This is a genomic window from Actinomycetospora sp. CA-084318 (genome assembly GCF_050955885.1).
Classification (GTDB): Bacteria; Actinomycetota; Actinomycetes; order Mycobacteriales; family Pseudonocardiaceae; genus Actinomycetospora.
On sequence record NZ_CP192098.1, the window covers coordinates 1,646,036 to 1,663,963 of the forward strand.

The 17,928-nt window shown below is 72.5% G+C and carries 18 protein-coding genes; 11 read left to right on the forward strand and 7 right to left on the reverse strand.

Features of this window, described 5'->3' with window-relative positions; genetic code table 11:
- Window positions 1-7: 7 nt before the first annotated feature.
- From ACQPYX_RS08095 to ACQPYX_RS08110, 4 genes are all read right to left on the reverse strand, one after another.
- Window positions 8-1,111, reverse strand: a complete 1,104-nt coding sequence (locus ACQPYX_RS08095; protein ID WP_433802377.1) for a sensor histidine kinase — start codon at window positions 1,109-1,111, stop codon at window positions 8-10.
- A complete protein-coding gene (locus tag ACQPYX_RS08100) occupies window positions 1,108-2,148 on the reverse strand; it encodes a DUF418 domain-containing protein (RefSeq protein WP_433802378.1) in 1,041 nt (346 codons plus the stop codon). The genes ACQPYX_RS08095 and ACQPYX_RS08100 overlap by 4 nt, the downstream gene beginning before the upstream one ends.
- A 74-nt stretch (window positions 2,149-2,222) precedes the next feature.
- Window positions 2,223-4,352, reverse strand: coding sequence for an NAD(+) synthase (locus ACQPYX_RS08105; RefSeq protein WP_433802379.1), 2,130 nt, complete (start codon window positions 4,350-4,352; stop codon window positions 2,223-2,225).
- An 18-nt stretch (window positions 4,353-4,370) separates the two neighbouring features.
- Complete coding sequence (locus ACQPYX_RS08110; protein WP_433802380.1) at window positions 4,371-5,288, reverse strand: aldo/keto reductase; 918 nt, start codon at window positions 5,286-5,288, stop codon at window positions 4,371-4,373.
- Between the two features lie 197 nt (window positions 5,289-5,485).
- Here ACQPYX_RS08110 and tig point away from each other — a divergent pair, with 197 nt between their 5' ends.
- The 4 genes from tig (at window position 5,486) to clpX (ending at window position 9,852) form a co-directional block, all read left to right on the forward strand.
- Window positions 5,486-6,928, forward strand: a complete 1,443-nt coding sequence (gene tig, locus ACQPYX_RS08115) for a trigger factor (RefSeq protein ID WP_433802381.1) — start codon at window positions 5,486-5,488, stop codon at window positions 6,926-6,928.
- A 168-nt stretch (window positions 6,929-7,096) separates the two neighbouring features.
- A complete protein-coding gene (locus ACQPYX_RS08120) occupies window positions 7,097-7,702 on the forward strand; it encodes an ATP-dependent Clp protease proteolytic subunit (RefSeq protein WP_433803691.1) in 606 nt (201 codons plus the stop codon).
- A gap of 11 nt (window positions 7,703-7,713) precedes the next feature.
- Window positions 7,714-8,367 (forward strand): ATP-dependent Clp protease proteolytic subunit, encoded by a 654-nt coding sequence (locus ACQPYX_RS08125; protein ID WP_230750983.1) that lies wholly within the window; start codon window positions 7,714-7,716, stop codon window positions 8,365-8,367.
- Between the two features lie 198 nt (window positions 8,368-8,565).
- Window positions 8,566-9,852, forward strand: a complete 1,287-nt coding sequence (gene clpX, locus ACQPYX_RS08130) for an ATP-dependent Clp protease ATP-binding subunit ClpX (RefSeq protein ID WP_433802382.1) — start codon at window positions 8,566-8,568, stop codon at window positions 9,850-9,852.
- A gap of 182 nt (window positions 9,853-10,034) precedes the next feature.
- Here the strand turns inward: clpX and ACQPYX_RS08135 are convergent, their stop codons facing one another.
- Together ACQPYX_RS08135 and fdhD are read right to left on the reverse strand one after the other, a co-directional pair.
- Complete coding sequence (locus ACQPYX_RS08135) at window positions 10,035-10,952, reverse strand: alpha/beta hydrolase (protein ID WP_433802383.1); 918 nt, start codon at window positions 10,950-10,952, stop codon at window positions 10,035-10,037.
- 85 nt (window positions 10,953-11,037) lie between these two features.
- Entirely contained in the window at window positions 11,038-11,880 is an 843-nt protein-coding gene (gene fdhD / locus ACQPYX_RS08140) for a formate dehydrogenase accessory sulfurtransferase FdhD (protein WP_433802384.1), read from the reverse strand.
- A 90-nt stretch (window positions 11,881-11,970) separates the two neighbouring features.
- Between fdhD and ACQPYX_RS08145 the strand changes: the two genes are divergently transcribed.
- The 7 genes from ACQPYX_RS08145 (at window position 11,971) to ndk (ending at window position 17,021) form a co-directional block, all read left to right on the forward strand.
- Complete coding sequence (locus ACQPYX_RS08145) at window positions 11,971-13,326, forward strand: OFA family MFS transporter (RefSeq protein ID WP_433803692.1); 1,356 nt, start codon at window positions 11,971-11,973, stop codon at window positions 13,324-13,326.
- A complete protein-coding gene (locus tag ACQPYX_RS08150; RefSeq protein ID WP_433802385.1) occupies window positions 13,323-13,439 on the forward strand; it encodes an MFS transporter small subunit in 117 nt (38 codons plus the stop codon). Before ACQPYX_RS08145 ends, ACQPYX_RS08150 begins: the two co-directional genes overlap by 4 nt.
- 22 nt (window positions 13,440-13,461) lie before the next feature.
- The gene (gene folC, locus ACQPYX_RS08155) at window positions 13,462-15,012 is read left to right on the forward strand and encodes a bifunctional tetrahydrofolate synthase/dihydrofolate synthase (protein WP_433802386.1); all 1,551 of its coding nucleotides are present in this window, start codon (window positions 13,462-13,464) and stop codon (window positions 15,010-15,012) included.
- A complete protein-coding gene (locus ACQPYX_RS08160) occupies window positions 15,009-15,395 on the forward strand; it encodes a DUF4233 domain-containing protein (protein WP_433802387.1) in 387 nt (128 codons plus the stop codon). The genes folC and ACQPYX_RS08160 overlap by 4 nt, the downstream gene beginning before the upstream one ends.
- Before the next feature lie 17 nt (window positions 15,396-15,412).
- Window positions 15,413-15,574, forward strand: a complete 162-nt coding sequence (locus tag ACQPYX_RS08165) for a hypothetical protein (RefSeq protein ID WP_433802388.1) — start codon at window positions 15,413-15,415, stop codon at window positions 15,572-15,574.
- Between the two features lie 103 nt (window positions 15,575-15,677).
- On the forward strand, window positions 15,678-16,598 hold the full coding sequence (locus ACQPYX_RS08170) for a hypothetical protein (protein ID WP_433802389.1): 921 nt from the start codon (window positions 15,678-15,680) through the stop codon (window positions 16,596-16,598).
- Between the two features lie 15 nt (window positions 16,599-16,613).
- Window positions 16,614-17,021, forward strand: coding sequence for a nucleoside-diphosphate kinase (gene ndk / locus ACQPYX_RS08175; RefSeq protein ID WP_433802390.1), 408 nt, complete (start codon window positions 16,614-16,616; stop codon window positions 17,019-17,021).
- On the opposite strand, the gene ACQPYX_RS08180 is transcribed toward ndk, so the two are convergent.
- The gene (locus ACQPYX_RS08180) at window positions 17,002-17,883 is read right to left on the reverse strand and encodes an alpha/beta fold hydrolase (protein ID WP_433802391.1); all 882 of its coding nucleotides are present in this window, start codon (window positions 17,881-17,883) and stop codon (window positions 17,002-17,004) included. The two genes, ndk and ACQPYX_RS08180, sit on opposite strands and share 20 nt — an antisense overlap.
- Window positions 17,884-17,928 lie beyond the last annotated feature (45 nt).

The following is a 17,928-nucleotide window of genomic DNA, read 5'->3' on the forward strand; positions in this document are numbered from 1 at the left end:
CAGCGTCTCACGATCCGGTCGGGACGTAGGCCGGGAGCCGGGCGCGCACGGCGAACCCGGACGCCTCGGGACCGGCCGCCAGCGTGCCGCCGACCATCGCGACCCGCCGTCGCAACCCGTCCAGCCCGGCGCCGCCACCCGTCGTCGCGAGCTCGGGGTCGGGCTCGCCGCCCGCGTCGACGACCGCCACCCGCGCCCCGTCGCCGTAGGAGATCTCGACCGTCACCTGCGCGCCCCGGGCGTGCTTGCGCGCGTTGCTGAGCGCCTCCTGCACGACGCGGACCATCGTGCGCTGCACCATCGGGGTCAGCGCGGACGGGTCACCGTGCTCGGTGCAGGTGACGTCCAGACCCACGGCGCGGGACTCCTCGACGAGCGTGCGCACCGCCCCGTGGTCGACCTGCGCGGGGGCGGTGGGGGAGCCGGTCGTCGTCGTCGCGCCGGAGCGCAGGACCCCGACGAGGTCGCGCAGCTCGGCCAGGGCGGCCCGACCGGAGCGGCGCAGCTCGTCGGCGGCCTGCCCGACGGCCGGGTCGGTGGTGGTGGCCTGGAGGGCGCCCGCCTGCAGCACCATGAGATTGACCCGGTGGGTGACGACGTCGTGCATCTCGGCGGCGAGCCGCGTCCGTTCCTCGGCCCGGGCGGTCTCCTCGGCGCGGTCGGCGCGCTCGTGCGCGGCCGCGATCAGCTCCCGGCGCGTGCCGACGTACAGCCCGGCCAGCGCCACGAGGACCGAGGCGAACAGCAGGAACGCGTTGTCGTTGAACCGGAACGCGATCCAGCCCTGGCCGCCGACGAACGAGGCGCCGAACAGCATCGGCACCACCCACCACAGATGCGCGCGGCGGTGCAGGTGCGCGCCCGCGGCGTAGATCGCGCCGTAGACGAACCAGTTCCCCGGCAGCAGGAGGGTGAGCCCCGCCGTCAGGACCGCCACGAGCACCGGGCGGCCCCGACGCAGGAGCAGCACGACCGTGAGGAGCGCGGTGATCAGGAGGTCGCCGGCTCTCGGCAGCGGGACGAGCGGGTGCGGGGCGGGCGGGAACAGCAGGACGAGGGCGACGCCCCAGACCGCGAAGGCCAGGGCGACCGCCACGTCGGCCGGTCTCACGCCCCGCGTCGCAGCGGCGCGCGCCGCCCCCAGGTCAGGCACCGCCACCCCCATTCCACCGGGCCGTAGGCGAATCGTCGCAGCCAGAGACGGCTCCAGACGACCTGCACGACGAGGATCCCGACCGTCAGCCCGGCGATCGCCGGGGCATCGGCGAGGGAGTCGATGCCCAGCAGCGGTCCGAGCACGAGGAACAGGACCGTGGCGGAGAGGTAGTTCGTCAGCGCCATGCGACCCATCGGCGCGAACACGGCGTCGAGTGCGGGACCGACCGGGGTGCGGAGCAGGAGCAGCACCAGACAGGAGTAGGCGAACGCTCCGGCCACGGCCGCCGCCGCGTGGATCAGGTCGCCACCGAGCGGGCTGCCCACCACGCTGACCACCGGCAGCTGCACGCCGGCGAGCCGCGCCGTGGTCCAGGCGCCGACCACGAGTGCGCTCACCACGAAGGTCACGGCGATCCGTCCGGGGTGGCGGGCCAGCCCCTCGGGTACGCCGACCCGGGCCAGCCCGAAGCCGAGCGGCAACAGGCCTGCGATCAGGCCGACACTGGTCTGGACCTGGGGGAGGAGCACGACCAGCACGATGCCGACGGCGAGGCAGGCCCGCGGCGGCAGGAACGACATCGGGATCAACAGGACGAGCCCGACGAGGGCGTACGGGAACAGCGCCTCACCGATGTGGAAGAACTGGTGGACGCCCCCGATCACGAGCAGCACGACGAGTCGTCGGGCGAGCACCACCCGGGGCCGGTCGGTCCGGGTCGCGGCGCGCTCGAGGAACAGGCCGAACCCGATGCCGAACAGCAGCGCGAAGATCGGCAGGAACCGCTCGTAGAAGATCAGGTCGATCGCCGTCGGGAGGATGGTGCGGGCCGCCGGTTCACCGCGCAGCCACACCAGCTGCTGGTAGATGTTGATCACCGGGATCCCGCAGAGAGCGACCCCGCGGAGCACGTCGAGCGACTCGATGCGCGCGCCCGGTGTGGTGATCGTGGACGGGCGCTCGTCCTCGGCCTGGCGCGGCATCGCGGTCATGGTGTCGAGCCTGGCCGGTCGGCCCCCTCGGCGCCGCCCCCGACGGTCGGCGGCGGCACCGACGAAAGTCGGGTTCAGCCGGGCCAGCGCTCGGGGACCTCCCGCGCGATCTCGTCCAGCCAGATCCGGGCCGACGAGTCCGAGGGCGCCCGCCAGTCGCCGCGCGGGGAGAGCGCACCGCCCGCGGAGACCTTCGGGCCGTTCGGCACCGCGGAGCGCTTGAACTGGGCGAACTGGAAGAAGCGCTGCGCGAAGACCTCCAGCCACCGCCGGATCTCCGGGAGGTCGTAGGCGACGCGGTCGTCGTCGGGGAACCCCGTGGGCCACTCGCCGGCCTCGGCGTCGTGCCAGGCGTGCCAGGCGAGGAAGGCGACCTTCGAGGGGCGCGACCCGTGCCGCAGGATCTGGAAGAGCGTGAAGTCCTGCAGGTTGTAGGGGCCGATCTTCTGCTCGCTCGACTGCACCGGGGCGTCCTCGGTGGCCGGCACGAGCTCCGGGGTGATCTCGGTGTCGAGCACCGACTGCAGCACCTCGCCCACCTCGTCGTCGAACTGCCCGGAGGAGATGACCCAGCGGATCAGGTGCTGCATCAGCGTCTTGGGCACGCCGCCGTTGACGTTGTAGTGCGACATCTGGTCGCCCACGCCGTACGTCGACCACCCGAGTGCGATCTCGGAGAGGTCGCCGGTGCCGAGCACGATGCCGCCGCGCTGGTTGGCCGCGCGGAACAGGTAGTCGGTGCGCAGCCCGGCCTGCACGTTCTCGAACGTCACGTCGTAGACCGGCTCGCCCTGCGAGAACGGGTGGTCGAGGTTGCGCAGCATCAGCCGCGCGGTCTCGGTGATGTCGATCTCGGTGAACGTCACGCCCAGGGCCTCGCACAGCCGCTGCGCGTTGCCCTTCGTGCGCTCGCCCGTGGCGAAGCCGGGCAGCGTGAAGGCGAGGATGTCGCTGCGCGGGCGGCCCGCGCGGTCCAGGGCGCGCGCGGCGACGATCAGCGCGTGGGTCGAGTCGAGCCCGCCGGACACCCCGATCACGATCTTCGGCCCACCGATGGCCCGGAGCCGCTGCTCGAGTCCGGAGACCTGGATCGAGTAGGCCTCGTAGCAGTCCTGCTCCAGCCGGGACGGGTCGGCCGGCACGAACGGGAACCGCTCGATCCCGCGGCGCAGCCCGAGGTCGCCGTCGGCGGGGTCGAGCGTGAACTCGACGGTGCGCCAGTCGGCGAGACGGTCCGCGTGCGCGCGGCGGTTGTCGTCGAACGTGCCGGTGCGCAGCCGCTCGGCCACCAGCAGGTCGAGGTCGACGTCGGCCACCGCGTGCTGCTGGCCCTGCGGGAAGCGCGGCGTCTCGGCGAGCAGGCGGCCGAACTCGTGGATCGAGGTCTGGCCGTCCCACGCGAGGTCGGTGGTCGACTCGCCCTCACCGGCGGCCGCGTAGACGTAGGCCGCGGCGCAGCGGGCCGAGGCGGAGCGGGCGAGCAGCTGCCGGTCGTCCGCGCGGCCCACGGTGATGGGGCTCCCGCTGAGGTTGGCGAGGACGGTGGCGCCGGCGAGCGCGGCCTCCGCGCTGGGCGGGACCGGGACGAACATGTCCTCGCAGATCTCGGCGTGCAGCACGAAGCCCGGTACGTCGGCGGCCGCGAAGAGCAGATCCGGGCCGAAGGGCACGTCGGCGCCGAGGAGCCGGATCGTGCCGCGCTGGTCGTCGCCCGCGGCGGCCTGCCGCCGTTCGTAGAACTCGCGGTAGGTGGGCAGGTAGGACTTCGGCGCCACCCCGAGGACACGGCCCCGGTGGATCACCACCGCGCAGTTGTACATCCGGTGCCGGTGGCGCAGCGGGGCGCCGACGACGAGCACCGGTGTCAGGGAGGCGGTCTCGGCGAGCACGGCGCCGAGCGCCGCCTCCACGGCGTCGAGCAGGGTGTCCTGCAACAGCAGGTCCTCGATCGAGTAGCCGCAGAGCGTGAGCTCCGGGAACACGACGAGCGCCGCGCCGTCGTCGTGACAGGTCCGGGCCATCTCCACCACCGCCGACGCGTTCGCCGGGGGATCGGCCAGCGACGTGCGCAGCGTCGCGGCCGCCACCCGGGCGAACCCGTGGCGGTAGGCGTTCCTGAAGTCGTACGAGCCGATGCCGGGCAACGTCGGTCCCTCCCCGGTGATCACTGCGGTGCCCGGGAGTGTGCCCGACTCGTCCGACATCGACGCCCGGCGTTCTCCTCAGACCCAGGCCATCGCGCGCCGGGCGGTCCAGTACTCGTCGGCGGGTGTCGCGAGGGCGTCCAGGGCGGCCAGGTCGTCGGCGGTGAGCGACACGGGCGCGAGGTTGGACCGCAGCTGGTCCGGGTCGGCCGCGCCGCAGAGCACGACGTCGGCCCACGGCTGCGCGGCGATCGCGGCGAGCGCCACGGCGTCCGGGCCCACGCCGTGCGCGGCGGCGGCCCGTGCGAGCGGGGCCGGCGGATCCACCACCAGCCGGCCGTTCGCGACGCCCTCCTTGACGAGGACGAGCGCTCCCGCGTCGTGCGCCTCGGCCAGCGCCGGGCCGACCGAGGTCTCGAGCAGGTTCCACGTCGACTGCACGGCGGTGAACAGGGGTGCGCCGCCCATCTCGAGGTCCAGGCCGCGCCGGACCGCCACGGGCTGGCCCGGGCCCGACGTCGAGAAGCCCAGCCGCACCCCCTCGTCCCGCAGGTCGGCGAGGGCCCGCTGCAGCGGGCCGTCGTCGAACAGCGGGGAGTCGGTGGTCAGCGAGTGCACCTGGTAGAGGTCGGGCACGCCGAGCACCGCGCGGGTCTCGGCCCACTGGGTGCGGAAGTGGGCGAGCGAGTGCTCCTTCACCTCGTGCACCTCGGCGTCGGGGTCCCAGTCGGCGGTGTAGCGGTAGCCCCACTTGCTGGAGATCACGGCGTCCCGACGACGCGCGGGATCGGCGGCGAGCCAGCCCGCGAGGAACTCCTCCGCCCGCCCGTAGGACCGCGCGGCGTCGATGCGGCGCACCCCCGCGTCCCAGGCGGCGTCCAGGGTGGCGTGGGCGAGGGCGCGCAACGCCTCGACGTCGCGGTGCACCCCGTCGCGGCCGACGTTGACGTAGGTCGGTCGGCCGAGCGCGGCCAGCCCCAGGGCGAACGCGGTCACCGCGCCACCCTATCCGTGATCGCGTGCGCGCACGGTGACGTCGGTGCTGGTCAGGGCCGCCACCCCGCGATGTCGGTGGGCACGTCTAGACTCGCGGCCAACGCCCGGGCGGGTGTCGACGTCGAGGCCCGTACGGGTCACCGTCGTACGCCCCCGGGTCGCGATCTGCAGAAGTCCCGCCCGGAGGAGAACGAGCTGTGAAGTCCACCGTCGAGCACCTGTCGCCGACGCGCGTCCGTCTCGCCGTCGAGGTGCCGTTCGACGAGCTCAAGCCGACCTTCGACCAGGCGTACAAGAAGATCGCCCAGCAGGTCCGCGTGCCCGGCTTCCGCCCGGGCAAGGCTCCCGCCCGCATCCTCGACCAGCGCCTCGGGCGCGGCGTCGTGCTCGAGGAGGTCGTCAACACGGCCGTCCCGCAGAAGTACGGCGAGGCCGTCGGCGAGGCCGAGCTCAACCCGCTCGGGCAGCCGGAGATCGAGGTCACCTCGATCGACGACGGCGACAAGATCGCCTTCACCGCCGAGGTCGACGTCCGTCCGGAGATCACCCTGCCGGACTTCTCCTCGATCTCGGTGTCGGTCGACGCGGCCGAGGTCACCGACGAGGACGTGGACGACCAGCTGAAGGGGCTGCAGGCCCGCTTCGGCACGCTCACCGGGGTGCAGCGCCCCGCCGCGAAGGACGACTTCGTGGTGATCGACCTCGCGGCCACCGTGGACGGTGAGGCCGTCGAGGAGGCGCAGACCACCGGGATGAGCCACCAGGTCGGCTCCGGCCAGCTCATCGAGGGCCTCGACGACGCGCTCGAGGGCATGTCCGCCGGGGACACGAAGACCTTCACGACGAAGCTCGTCGCCGGCGAGCACGCCGGTCAGGAGGCCGAGGTCACCGTCACGGTGTCCCAGGTCAAGGAGCGCCAGCTCCCGGAGGCCGACGACGAGTTCGCCCAGCTCGCCAGCGAGTTCGACACGCTGGACGAGCTGAAGGCCGACCTGCGCGAGCGCCACGGCCGCGTCAAGAAGATGGAGCAGGCCGGGCAGGCACGGGACAAGGTGCTCGAGGCACTGCTCGAGGCGGCCGACATCCCGGCGCCCGAGGGCGTCGTCACCTCCGAGGTCGAGGTCCGCGCGCACGAGGCGGTCCACGAGTTCGACCACGACGAGGCCAGGCTCACCGAGTACGTCGAGTCCCAGGGCCAGACCCGCGAGGAGTTCGACGCGGAGCTGCGCACCGCGGCCGAGCAGGCCGTGAAGACCCAGCTGCTGCTCGACGAGGTCGCCGAGAAGGGCGAGATCCAGGTCGACCAGCAGGAGCTGATGGAGCGCATCTTCATGCAGGCCCAGCGCTTCGGCATCAGCCCCGAGCAGTACATCCAGCAGGCGCAGCAGGCCAACCAGCTCGGCGCGATCTTCGCCGACGTGCGCCGCGGCAAGGCGCTGGCCTCCGTGGTCCAGGCCGCCACCGTGCTCGGCCCGGACGGCGAGCCCGTCGACCTCTCCGAGCTGTTCGGCACCGCCACGCCCGAGGAGGGCGAGGAGGCGGCCGACGCCGCCGAGGTGGCCGACGAGACCGCCACCGCGGCGTCGGGGTCCGACCAGGACGAGGACGCGGTCGTCGAGAGCACCGCCGCGAAGAGCTGACACCGCGACCGTCACGGGTCCGTGTGCCCACAGCGAACACGGGCCCGTGACGGACGATCGGGGCCCGCTCGATCGTTAGTGTCGGTGGCAGCGCTGCGTCAAGTACCCCAAACCCAAGGAAAGCAGGGACAGGTGAGCCAGCACCTCTCCGACCCGTCCGGGGCGGTCATGCGTTCCGCCGGCGGGTCGATGACGCTCAACGACTCGGTCTACGAGCGCCTTCTCCGGGAGCGGATCGTCGTTCTCGGCCAGGAGGTCAACGACGCGATCGCGAACCAGATCTCCGCACAGCTCCTCCTGCTGTCCGCGGAGGACCCCAAGTCCGACATCCGCCTGTACATCAACTCGCCGGGCGGCTCGGTCTCCGCGGGCATGGCGATCTACGACACCATGCAGTGGATCGAGCCCGACGTGTCCACCGTGGCGATGGGCCTCGCGGCCTCCATGGGGCAGTTCCTGCTCTCGGCCGGCGCCCCGGGCAAGCGCTTCGCGCTCCCGCACGCGCAGATCATGATGCACCAGCCCTCGGGTGGCCTCGGCGGCACGGAAACCGACATCACGATCCGCGCGGAGTCGCTGCGCAAGCTCAAGCGCCAGCTCGCCGAGCTGATCGCGGAGCACACCGGCCAGAGCTTCGAGCAGATCACCGCCGACTCCGACCGCGACCGCTGGTTCGACCCGTACGAGGCCAAGGAGTACGGCTTCATCGACCACGTGGTCACCCGGGCGAGCGACGCGAGCTCGAACGGCAACGGCAACGGCACCAGCGCCTGAGGAGACGCACGATGAGTGAGCTTCACGTTCCGGGTGGGCGTGCCTCGGCGTCGCCGGAGGCCCGGTACATCCTGCCGTCGTTCGTCGAGCGGACGAGCTACGGCGTCAAGGAGTCCAACCCCTACAACAAGCTCTTCGAGGAACGCATCATCTTCCTCGGGGTGCAGATCGACGACGCGTCCGCGAACGACGTCATGGCGCAGTTGCTGTTCCTGGAGTCCAACGACCCGGACCGCGACATCACCATGTACATCAACTCGCCGGGCGGCTCGTTCACCGCGCTCATGGCGATCTACGACACCATGCAGTACGTCCGGCCCGACATCGCCACGGTCTGCCTCGGGCAGGCCGCGTCGGCCGCCGCGGTCGTGCTCGCCGCCGGTGCCCCGGGCAAGCGCCTGGCCGTGCCGAACGCACGCGTGATGATCCACCAGCCGGCCACCGAGGGCTTCTACGGGCAGGCCTCCGACCTGGAGATCCAGGCCAACGAGATCACCCGCATGCGCCGGCTGCTCGAGACCACCCTCGCGAACCACACCAACCGCACCGCGGAGCAGGTTCGTGCGGACATCGAGCGCGACAAGATCCTGACGGCCGACGAGGCCAAGGAGTACGGGATCATCGACGACGTCGTCGCGAGCCGGAAGCTCTCGGCGAACCGGTAGCGCTCCGCGGTGGGTGGTCCGCGAGGACCACCCACCGCGTCGCCCGGCCGGGACGGCGCGTCGCCGCCCGTCGCGGGCACTCGACCAGCAGGATCGCCGCACCCCGAAGCCTCCCGCCGTGGCGGAGTGGACGGGTACGGTCAATCACGACAGCGCGCACCGTCCGGGTGCGCCGGATGGGACACGGGGTCTGCTGCGATGGCACGCATCGGTGACGGCGGGGACCTGCTGAAGTGCTCGTTCTGCGGGAAGAGCCAGAAGCAGGTCAAGAAGCTCATCGCCGGTCCCGGCGTGTACATCTGCGACGAGTGCATCGATCTCTGCAACGAGATCATCGAGGAGGAGCTCGCCGAGGCCGGTGAGGTCAAGCTCGACGAGCTCCCGAAGCCCACCGAGATCCACGAGTTCCTCGACCAGTACGTCATCGGTCAGGACGACACGAAGAAGACCCTCTCGGTCGCCGTCTACAACCACTACAAGCGGGTGCAGGCGGGGGAGAAGAACCGCGAGAACTCCCGCAACGACGACACCGTCGAGCTGGCGAAGTCGAACATCCTCATGCTCGGCCCCACCGGCTGCGGCAAGACCTACCTCGCGCAGACGCTCGCGAAGCTGCTGAACGTGCCGTTCGCGATCGCCGACGCCACGGCGCTCACCGAGGCCGGGTACGTCGGCGAGGACGTCGAGAACATCCTGCTGAAGCTGATCCAGGCCGCCGACTACGACGTCAAGCGCGCCGAGACCGGCATCATCTACATCGACGAGGTCGACAAGATCGCGCGGAAGTCGGAGAACCCGTCCATCACGCGCGACGTCTCCGGCGAGGGCGTGCAGCAGGCGCTCCTGAAGATCCTCGAGGGCACCACGGCGAGCGTGCCCCCGCAGGGCGGGCGCAAGCACCCGCACCAGGAGTTCATCCAGATCGACACGACGAACGTGCTGTTCATCGTGGCGGGTGCCTTCGCGGGCCTGGAGAAGATCATCGCCGAGCGCGTGGGCCGCGGTGGCCTCGGCTTCGGCGCGGACATCCGGTCGAAGGCCGAGATGGAGTCCGCCGAGTCGTTCGCCGACACGATGCCCGAGGACCTGATCAAGTTCGGGCTGATCCCGGAGTTCATCGGCCGCGTGCCGGTGATGGCGTCGGTGTCGAACCTCGACAAGCCCAGCCTGGTGCAGATCCTCACCGAGCCGCGCAACGCGCTGGTGAAGCAGTACCAGAAGCTGTTCGAGATGGACGGGGTCGAGCTCGAGTTCACCCCCGAGGCCCTCGAGGCGATCGCCGACCAGGCGATCCTGCGCGGCACCGGCGCGCGTGGTCTGCGCGCGATCATGGAAGAGGTCCTCAACCCGGTCATGTACGACATCCCGAGCCGCGACGACGTGGCGAAGGTGGTCGTCACCGAGCAGACGGTGAAGGAGAACGTCAACCCGACGATCGTCCCCCGTCAGCCGGCCCGCCGCGAGCGCCGCGACAAGTCGGCCTGATCCTCGACGCCCCGGACGGGCCGTCCGCCACCGTCGCCGGTGGCGGGCGGCCCGTTCGTCGTTCCCGGGGCTCGGGCACCGCCGCGAGGGTGACGTGGGACAGGCCGGCGGGCCGTCGAGCCTGCGTGGTGTCACTCTCGCGGCGCGGACGGCGGCGCGGACGGCGGCGGGGCCGGACCGCCCTACAGGTGCGGGTAGGCCGTGTTCGACGAGACCGGCCCGAACGACAGGGCCGAGGGCGCCACGTGCTGGCCGAGGAACGCGATCACCTGCGGCAGGATCGTCGCGTAGTACGAGCCGGTGTGCGCCCCGGGGCTGATCCGCGAGTACTGCGGACGGGCCAGCGCGATGTAGCGCCGGACGGCGTCGGCGAACGAGTCCCGGTCGCCGCACCACATGCCGGTCGGGGTGCCGGCGAGCTCGGGGTAGAAGCGCAGCGGGTCGTTCGCCTCCCAGTCGGCGACGCCGGCGAACGGGCGCTTCGCGGCGACGGACCAGTCCGTGAACAGCCCCGGCGACATCGCGGCGACCGCCTTCACCGGCGATCGCAGCCCGGCCCGGGCCCGGGCGTACATGAGGGAGCCGGCCCCGCCCATGGACACCCCGGTGGCGAGGGCGGGCACGCCGGACATCCCGCGCTGCCCCAGCCAGGGCGGCAGTTCCTCCAGCAGCATCCGCATCGGGTCGTCGCCGACGCGGTACGGGTGCCAGTAGTTGTCCCCGCCGTCGAGGGCGGCGATCGCGAACGGCGGCACCCCGGACGCCCAGGCGATCCCCAGGGCGCGGCGCATGCCGGGGTCGCCCCACCAGAGCGCGTTGCCGCCGAGCCCGTGCAGGCCGACCGCGACGGGCAGCTGCCGCCGGTCGACGCCGGCGGGGGAGGAGATGACGAGGCGCACCGAGCGGTTCCGCGCCCGTGAGGTGACCCACTCGACGGTCGTGGCCGCGTCGGGCGTGCGCGGGGGCCGGGGGACGGCGGGGACACGCTGCGGGATGGGCGCGGGCGTCTCGACCATCGCCGCGAGGCTCGTCGCCCCGGCGGCCAGCGCACCGGCGCCGACCACCGCTCCGCCGCCGAGCAGGAGCCGTCGACGGCTCACCCGGCGTCCCTGCCCCGACACGTACCGCCCCCGTTCATGTTTCGATCCCGCTCCTGCGCGGTATCGATCGTGGCGTCGTGGGACGTTACCGGGGATCCACGTCGATCCCCGTGATCCGGGACGCCCCGGCGTAGATGTTCATCGAGCGGCCACGCAGGAAGCCGACCAGGGTCATGCCCGCGTCCTCGGCCATCTCGGCGGCCAGCGACGACGGCGCCGAGACGGCGGCCAGGGCCGGGATGCCGGCCATGACGGCCTTCTGGGTCAGCTCGAACGACGCGCGCCCCGAGACCATCAGCACGCTACCGGCGGCGGGGACGGCCCCGGAGAGCAGGGCGTGCCCGACGACCTTGTCCACCGCGTTGTGCCGACCCACGTCCTCCCGGACCGCGAGCAGCGACCCGTCGGCGCGGAACAGGCCCGCCCCGTGCAGGCCCCCCGTGGAGTCGAAGACCTTCTGCGCGGCCCGCAGGGCGTCGGGGAGCCCGAAGAGCACGTCCGCGTCGATCGCCACGGGATCGTCGGCAGGGGAGAAGGCGGTCCGGGTCCGCACGGCGTCCAGCGACGCCTTGCCGCACACCCCGCAGCTCGAGGTCGTGTAGAAGCGGCGCTCGACGGAGTCGTCGGGCGGGGCGACGCCGGGGGCGAGCGCGAGGTCGAGCACGTTGTAGGTGTTGCGGCCGGTGTCGTCGACCGAGTCGCAGTAGCGCGCCGTGGCGATGTCGTCGGCCGAGGTGATCACACCCTCGGTCAGCAGGAAGCCGTGGGCGAGCTCGACGTCGTGCCCCGGCGTCCGCATCGTCACCGCGAGCGGCTTCCCCTCGATGCGGATCTCGAGCGGCTCCTCGGCGGCGAGCGCGTCGGGACGGCGGGACACCCCACGTTCCCGGACCCGCACCACGGGTCGACGGACGGTCACCCTGCCCACCGGAACCACCTCCTTCGTCCCGAATGGCTGATTGTCCGCGCTGGTGCGATAGTGCAGCGGTCACACACCGATCACACTCGGTTGCGCACAGTGGAGGTCGCGTTGGGATTCCTGGACCGCTCGGCCATCGTCGCACCGCCGGGATGGAGCCGCTGGCTCGTCCCGCCCGCGGCCCTCGCCGTGCACCTCTCGATCGGTCAGGCCTACGCGTGGAGCAACCTCAAGACCGGGCTGGGCGAGGGTCTCGACCTCTCCGGCACGGCCACGGCGCTGCCCTTCCAGCTCGCGATCGTCATGCTCGGCCTGTCGGCGGCGTTCGGCGGCACCACCGTCGAACGGCGTGGCCCGCGCTGGGCGATGTTCGTGTCGATGTGCTTCTTCTCGGCCGGCTTCCTGATCTCGGCGGTCGGGCTCTTCCTGTCGCAGTACTGGCTCGTCGTGGTCGGCTACGGCTTCTTCGGCGGCATCGGCCTCGGCATCGGCTACATCTCGCCGGTCTCCACGCTGATGAAGTGGTTCGCGGACCGGCCCGGCATGGCCACGGGTATCGCGATCATGGGCTTCGGCGGCGGTGCCCTGATCGCCGCGCCGATCGAGACGAACCTGCTGGCGGCGTTCGGGACGACGCCGGGTGGGCTGGGCGCGACCTTCCTCGTCATGGGGATCGGCTACGCGATCTTCATGTCGGTGGGCTGGCTGCTCGTGCGCGTCCCCGCCGACGACTGGACCCCGCCGAACCCGCCCCAGCAGTCGAAGCAGGCGGCGAGCGACGAGGTCGCGGTGTCCGCGGCGACGGCGATCAAGCTCCCGCAGTTCTGGTTCCTCTGGATCGTGCTGTGCTTCAACGTCACGGCCGGGATCGGGCTGCTGGAGCGGGCGAACCCGATCTACCAGGACTTCTTCGCCGACACGGCGCCGGCGACGGTCATCGCCGCGGCTGCCGGTGCGTTCGTCTCGATCCTCTCGCTGGCCAACATGCTCGGCCGGTTCGTGTGGTCCTCGGCCTCGGACGTCATCGGCCGCAAGAACATCTACCGGATGTACCTCGGCGTGGGCGCCCTGCTCTACCTGGTGATCCTGACGATCGGCGAGGGCAACAAGGTCGTCTTCCTGATCGCCTCGCTGCTCATCCTGTCCTTCTACGGCGCCGGGTTCGCGACGGTCCCCGCCTACCTGAAGGACCTCTTCGGCACCTACCAGGTCGGCGCGATCCACGGCCGGCTCCTGACGGCGTGGTCGGCGGCCGGGGTGCTCGGGCCCCTGGTGGTCAACGCGATCGTCGACGCCCAGGGCGACGTCCCCGGGCCCGGCAAGTACAGCGTGTCCTTCATGATCATGATCGGTCTGCTGGTCGTCGGGTTCATCTCGAACGAGCTGATCCGCCCGGTCGACCCGAAGCACTACGTCCGCACCGACGACCGGGTGCGTGAGGAGGCGGCGCGATGAGCCAGGCAACGGGGTCCCGGTCGGTGCTGATGGTGCTGGCCTGGCTGTGGGTGCTGATCCCGTTCCTCTACGGGGTGTACCAGCTGGTGATCAAGATTCCGGCCCTGTTCTGACCGGGTCGTAGGATCGGGTTCGATGCGCTACGAGCCCCACACCTTCGGCAGTGACGACACGGACGCCGCGGGCGACACCGACCCGGACGAGATCGCGCAGCTCCTCGCCGCCGCGGGCGGTGACACGACGGCGGGGGGCGGCGCCCTGGCGGACGCGATGGTCCGCACCGGGCCCGACCCGGACGCCGTGCCCGCCGCCGAGCACGACACCGCCGAGGACCTCGCCGCGCTGCGCGAGGTCGAGGCCCAGCTCGACCAGCGCTGGCCGGAGACGCGGATCGAGCCCTCGCTCGACCGGATCCGGGCGCTCTGCGACGTCCTCGGGGAGCCGCAGCGCTCGTACCCGGTGATCCACATCGCCGGCACGAACGGCAAGTCGTCCGTGACCCGCATGATCGACGCGCTGCTGACGCGCATCGGTCCACGGACCGGGCGCTACACCAGCCCGCACCTGCAGCGGGTCACCGAGCGGATCGCCCTCGACGGACGCCCGATCTCGGCCCGGCGCTACGTCGAGACCTGGCAGGAGATCGCGCCGTACGTCGGGGTGGTCGACCGGGCGCGGGACGGCGTCGACGGGGTGCACTGCTCGAAGTTCGAGGTGCTCACCGCGATGGCGTTCGCGGCCTTCGCCGACGCGCCGGTCGACGTCGGCGTCATCGAGACCGGCCTCGGCGGGTCGTGGGACGCCACGAACGTCGCCGACGCGGCGGTCGCCGCGATCACCCCGATCGGGCTCGACCACCAGGACTACCTCGGGTCGGACATCCTCGGGATCGCCCGCGAGAAGGCGGGCATCATCAAGCCGGGCTCGGTGGCGCTGCTCGCGCAGCAGACGCCCGAGGTCGCCCAGGCGCTGCTCGAGAGGGCCGTGGCGGTCGACGCCGAGGTCGCGCGGTCGGGCATCGAGTTCGGTGTGCTGGAGCGCTCCGTCGCCGTCGGCGGCCAGCAGCTGCGGCTGCAGGGCCTCGGCGGCGAGTACGACGACATCTACCTGCCGCTGTTCGGTGAGCACCAGGCCGGCAACGCCGCTCTCGCGCTCGCCGCCGTCGAGGCCTTCTTCGGCGCCGGGTCCTCGCGCCGACTGGACCTCGAGGCGGTGCGCGACGCGTTCGCCGCCGTCCGCGTCCCGGGGCGTCTCGAGCGACTGCGCTCCGCGCCCACGGTGGTCGTGGACGCGGCCCACAACCCGCACGGCGCGGCCGCCGCGGCCGCCGCCGTGAAGGAGGAGTTCTCCTTCCGGCGCCTCGTCGGCGTCGTCGCGATCATGGGGGACAAGGACGCCGAGGGGATCCTCGCCGCCCTCGAGCCCATCCTCGACGAGGTCGTCGTCACCGGGATGTCCTCGCCGCGCGCGATGGACCCCGACCGGCTCGGCGCGCTCGCGGTCGCCCGCTTCGGGTCCGAGCGGGTCGTCGTCGAGACCCGGATGGACGCGGCGCTCGAGACGGCGATCTCGATGTCCGAGGAGACCTCCGACGACGGGGCGACCGCCGGGGGCGGCGTGCTCGTCATCGGCTCCGTGGTCGCGGCCGGCGAGGCCCGCACACTGCTCGGGAGGGAGCCCGCATGACCGCCCCGGAGGGGACCGAGGACCTGCGCCCGCCGGACCCCCGCCGCGCCTTCCGCGGTCCGGCGTCGGCGTGCCTGGTCCTCGAGGCCATCGCGGTACCGCTGGTGCTGCCGGTGATGAACTACGTCGAGGGCGGCATCACCGCGCCGAAGCTCGTCCTGGTGATCGTGCTGACCCTCGGGATGATCGTCGGATGCGTGGTGATCCTGCGGCCGTGGGGCCTGGCGTTCGCGGTCGGCCTGCAGGTCCTCATGCTCCTCGGCTGGGTGCTCTCGCCCTCACTCGGCGTGCTCGGGCTGATCTTCTGCCTGGTCTGGGGCCTGATGCTGTGGATGCGCCGCGAGGTGATCCGTCGGCAGGAGGCCTGGTTCGCCCCGCGCTGAGCTGTCAGGGTGGGCCGATGGGGTCCGACAACCGCGCCCGTCGCGCCCAGCGCTCGCGGGACAAGACGCGTGAGGTCCGCCGCGCCCGGCGGACCGCGATCGAGGTCGAGGACGTCGATCTCGACGAGGTCGAGCTGCTCGCCCGCGAGGACCCCCTGCCCGATCCGCTAGGCAGATGATCATGTCGAGCGCGACGTCCTCGATGTCGCGCTCGACATGATCAACTGCCTAGCGCCCTGAATCCGGGGGAACCGTTCCGTCCGCGGGGGAGTCCGAGCCCACGTGGACACCTCGCAGCCCTTCCGCCACTCCGATCTCATCGACTCCGGCGCGCTCACCCGGCACCACGTCGTCGACGGTCGCTTCACCCCGCTCTTCCGAGGCGTATCCGTCGACCGCGGCGCCGTCGTCACCCTGAGCGTGCGCGCGGCCGGAGCGGTGCTCCTCCACCCCGGTGCGGTGGTTCTGGGAACGGCGGCCGCAGCGCTGTGGGGCGCCGAGGACGACCCGCTCGACGTCACCGTCGATCTCGCCGTGGGCGCCGACGGCCGAAGGTCCTGCCCGGGCGTGCGTCTGCACCGTCTCGATCTGCCTCCGGAGGAGGTCGCCGAGCACCGCGGCGGCATCCGCTCGTCCACCCCCACGCGCACTGCCTACGACCTCGCGCGGTGGCTCCCGCGCGGTGACGCGGTCGTCGCGCTCGATGCGCTCGCGCGCTGCACCGGCCTCGTTCCCGACGACGTCCGCGCCCTCGCCGCCGCACATCCCGGCGATCGCGCGGCCCGCGCCGTGAGCCCGGTGCTCGCATGGGTCGATCCGCGGAGCCCGGACGGGGAGGCGTCCCGACGGCGGGTGCGGCTGCTGGCGCGCGGCGTGCCCGTCCCGGCGGTCGAGCAGTGCCTGCTCGACGGGGAGGGCGTCCTCGTCGCCCGTCTCGCCCTGGCCTGGCCCGAGGCCCGCGTCGGACTGGGCGGGGACCGGGAGGGATGGGCCCGGGCGCGGGCGCTCGGGTGGGAGGTGATCAGGCCCGGCGCCCGCGTCCCTGCCGACGACGTGGCCCGCTGGGTCTCGCGCGCGTACGAGCGGTGGGACCCGGAACCACGCCTCGGGATGCCGCGGCCGCTGCGGCTCCCGCCCCCGCCGGAGCCGGACGGAACGTGCGACGGCGGTCTCAGTAGGCTCGTCGCGGACTGTCGAGAGTGAACAGAGAGGAGCGCCGTGTCCGACGAGCGCACCCTGGTGCTGGTGAAGCCGGACGGCGTGCAGCGCGGACTGGTCGGTGAGGTCATCTCGCGCATCGAGCGCAAGGGCCTGCGGCTGGCGTCGCTGGAGCTGCGCAACGTCGAGCGGTCGGTGGCCGAGCAGCACTACGCCGAGCACGCCGAGCGCCCCTTCTTCGGGGAGCTCATCGAGTTCATCACCTCCGGCCCCGTCGCCGCGATGGTGGTCGAGGGCCCGCGCGCGATCGCCGCGTTCCGGCAGATCGCGGGCGGCACCGACCCGGTGGAGAAGGCCACGCCCGGCTCGCTGCGCGGCGACCTGGCGCTGGAGACCGGCTCGAACATCGTGCACGGCTCGGACTCGCCGGAGTCGGCCGAGCGCGAGATCAAGCTCTGGTTCGGCTGAGCGAGCAGATTCCGTCGATGACGGCGGGCCACGAGGCCCGCGCGAGGTCGTGACCCATCCCCGGCAGCTCGAGCAGCTCGGCGCCGGGGATGGCGGCGGCGGTGGCCCGGCCGCCGTCGGGACGGATGACGGTGTCGGCCGCCCCGTGGACGACGAGGGCGGGCATCCGCAGGCCGCGCAGGTCGGCGGTGCGGTCCCGCTCGCCGACACAGGCGGCGAGCTGGCGTCCGCCGCCCTGCCCGTCGTGGGCGACCGTGGCCTCGCGGCCCGCGGCGCGACGCATCGTCACGCGCACGTCCTCGTCGTCCTGCGCGGTCCGCGACGCCGAGCCGATCCGCCGGAACGTGCGGACCATGTCCTCGACGGGGTCGGCGGCGGGCGGGCGCAGGAAGTCCGGGACCCGGCGCCACGAGACCTTCCCGGTCCGGCCGTCGCCGGGACGCCCCATGATCGACGTCAGCGACAGCGTCCGGTCCGGGTGCCGGATCGCGACCTCCTGGGCGACCATCGCCCCGAGCGAGGCGCCCACCACGTGCGCGGAGCCCCCGTACGCGTCGATGACGGCCGCGGCGTCGTCCGCCATGTCGCCCAGCGAGTAGACCGGGCGCGCGCGCCTCGTCAGGAAGCCCCAGGGCGAGATGCCGGCCCCGGTGACGTGGGTGGAGCGGCCGACGTCGCGGTTGTCGAACCGCACGACGTACCGGCCGCGGGCGGCGAGCGCGTCGCAGAAGTCCTCGCGCCACCAGTCGTAGCTCAACCCGAGCCCCATGACCAGCAGGACGGCGGGATCGTCGGGCGAGCCCGTCGTCGTCGTGCAGATCCGCAGGTCGCCGGAGCGGACGAAGCGCTCGGTGCCGGTCACGGGAGATCGTTCGCCCGCGCGCGCAGGACGGTTCGCGGTCACGTT

Coding starts and splice junctions, on each gene's coding strand:
- ACQPYX_RS08100 (WP_433802378.1), bottom strand. CDS start 2,148: ATGACCGCGATGCCGCGCCAGGCCGAGGACGAGCGCCCGTCCACGATC.
- ACQPYX_RS08105 (WP_433802379.1), bottom strand. CDS start 4,352: ATGTCGGACGAGTCGGGCACACTCCCGGGCACCGCAGTGATCACCGGG.
- ACQPYX_RS08120 (WP_433803691.1), top strand. CDS start 7,097: ATGCGTTCCGCCGGCGGGTCGATGACGCTCAACGACTCGGTCTACGAG.
- ACQPYX_RS08125 (WP_230750983.1), top strand. CDS start 7,714: ATGAGTGAGCTTCACGTTCCGGGTGGGCGTGCCTCGGCGTCGCCGGAG.
- clpX (WP_433802382.1), top strand. CDS start 8,566: ATGGCACGCATCGGTGACGGCGGGGACCTGCTGAAGTGCTCGTTCTGC.
- ACQPYX_RS08150 (WP_433802385.1), top strand. CDS start 13,323: ATGAGCCAGGCAACGGGGTCCCGGTCGGTGCTGATGGTGCTGGCCTGG.
- folC (WP_433802386.1), top strand. CDS start 13,462: ATGCGCTACGAGCCCCACACCTTCGGCAGTGACGACACGGACGCCGCG.
- ACQPYX_RS08160 (WP_433802387.1), top strand. CDS start 15,009: ATGACCGCCCCGGAGGGGACCGAGGACCTGCGCCCGCCGGACCCCCGC.
- ACQPYX_RS08165 (WP_433802388.1), top strand. CDS start 15,413: ATGGGGTCCGACAACCGCGCCCGTCGCGCCCAGCGCTCGCGGGACAAG.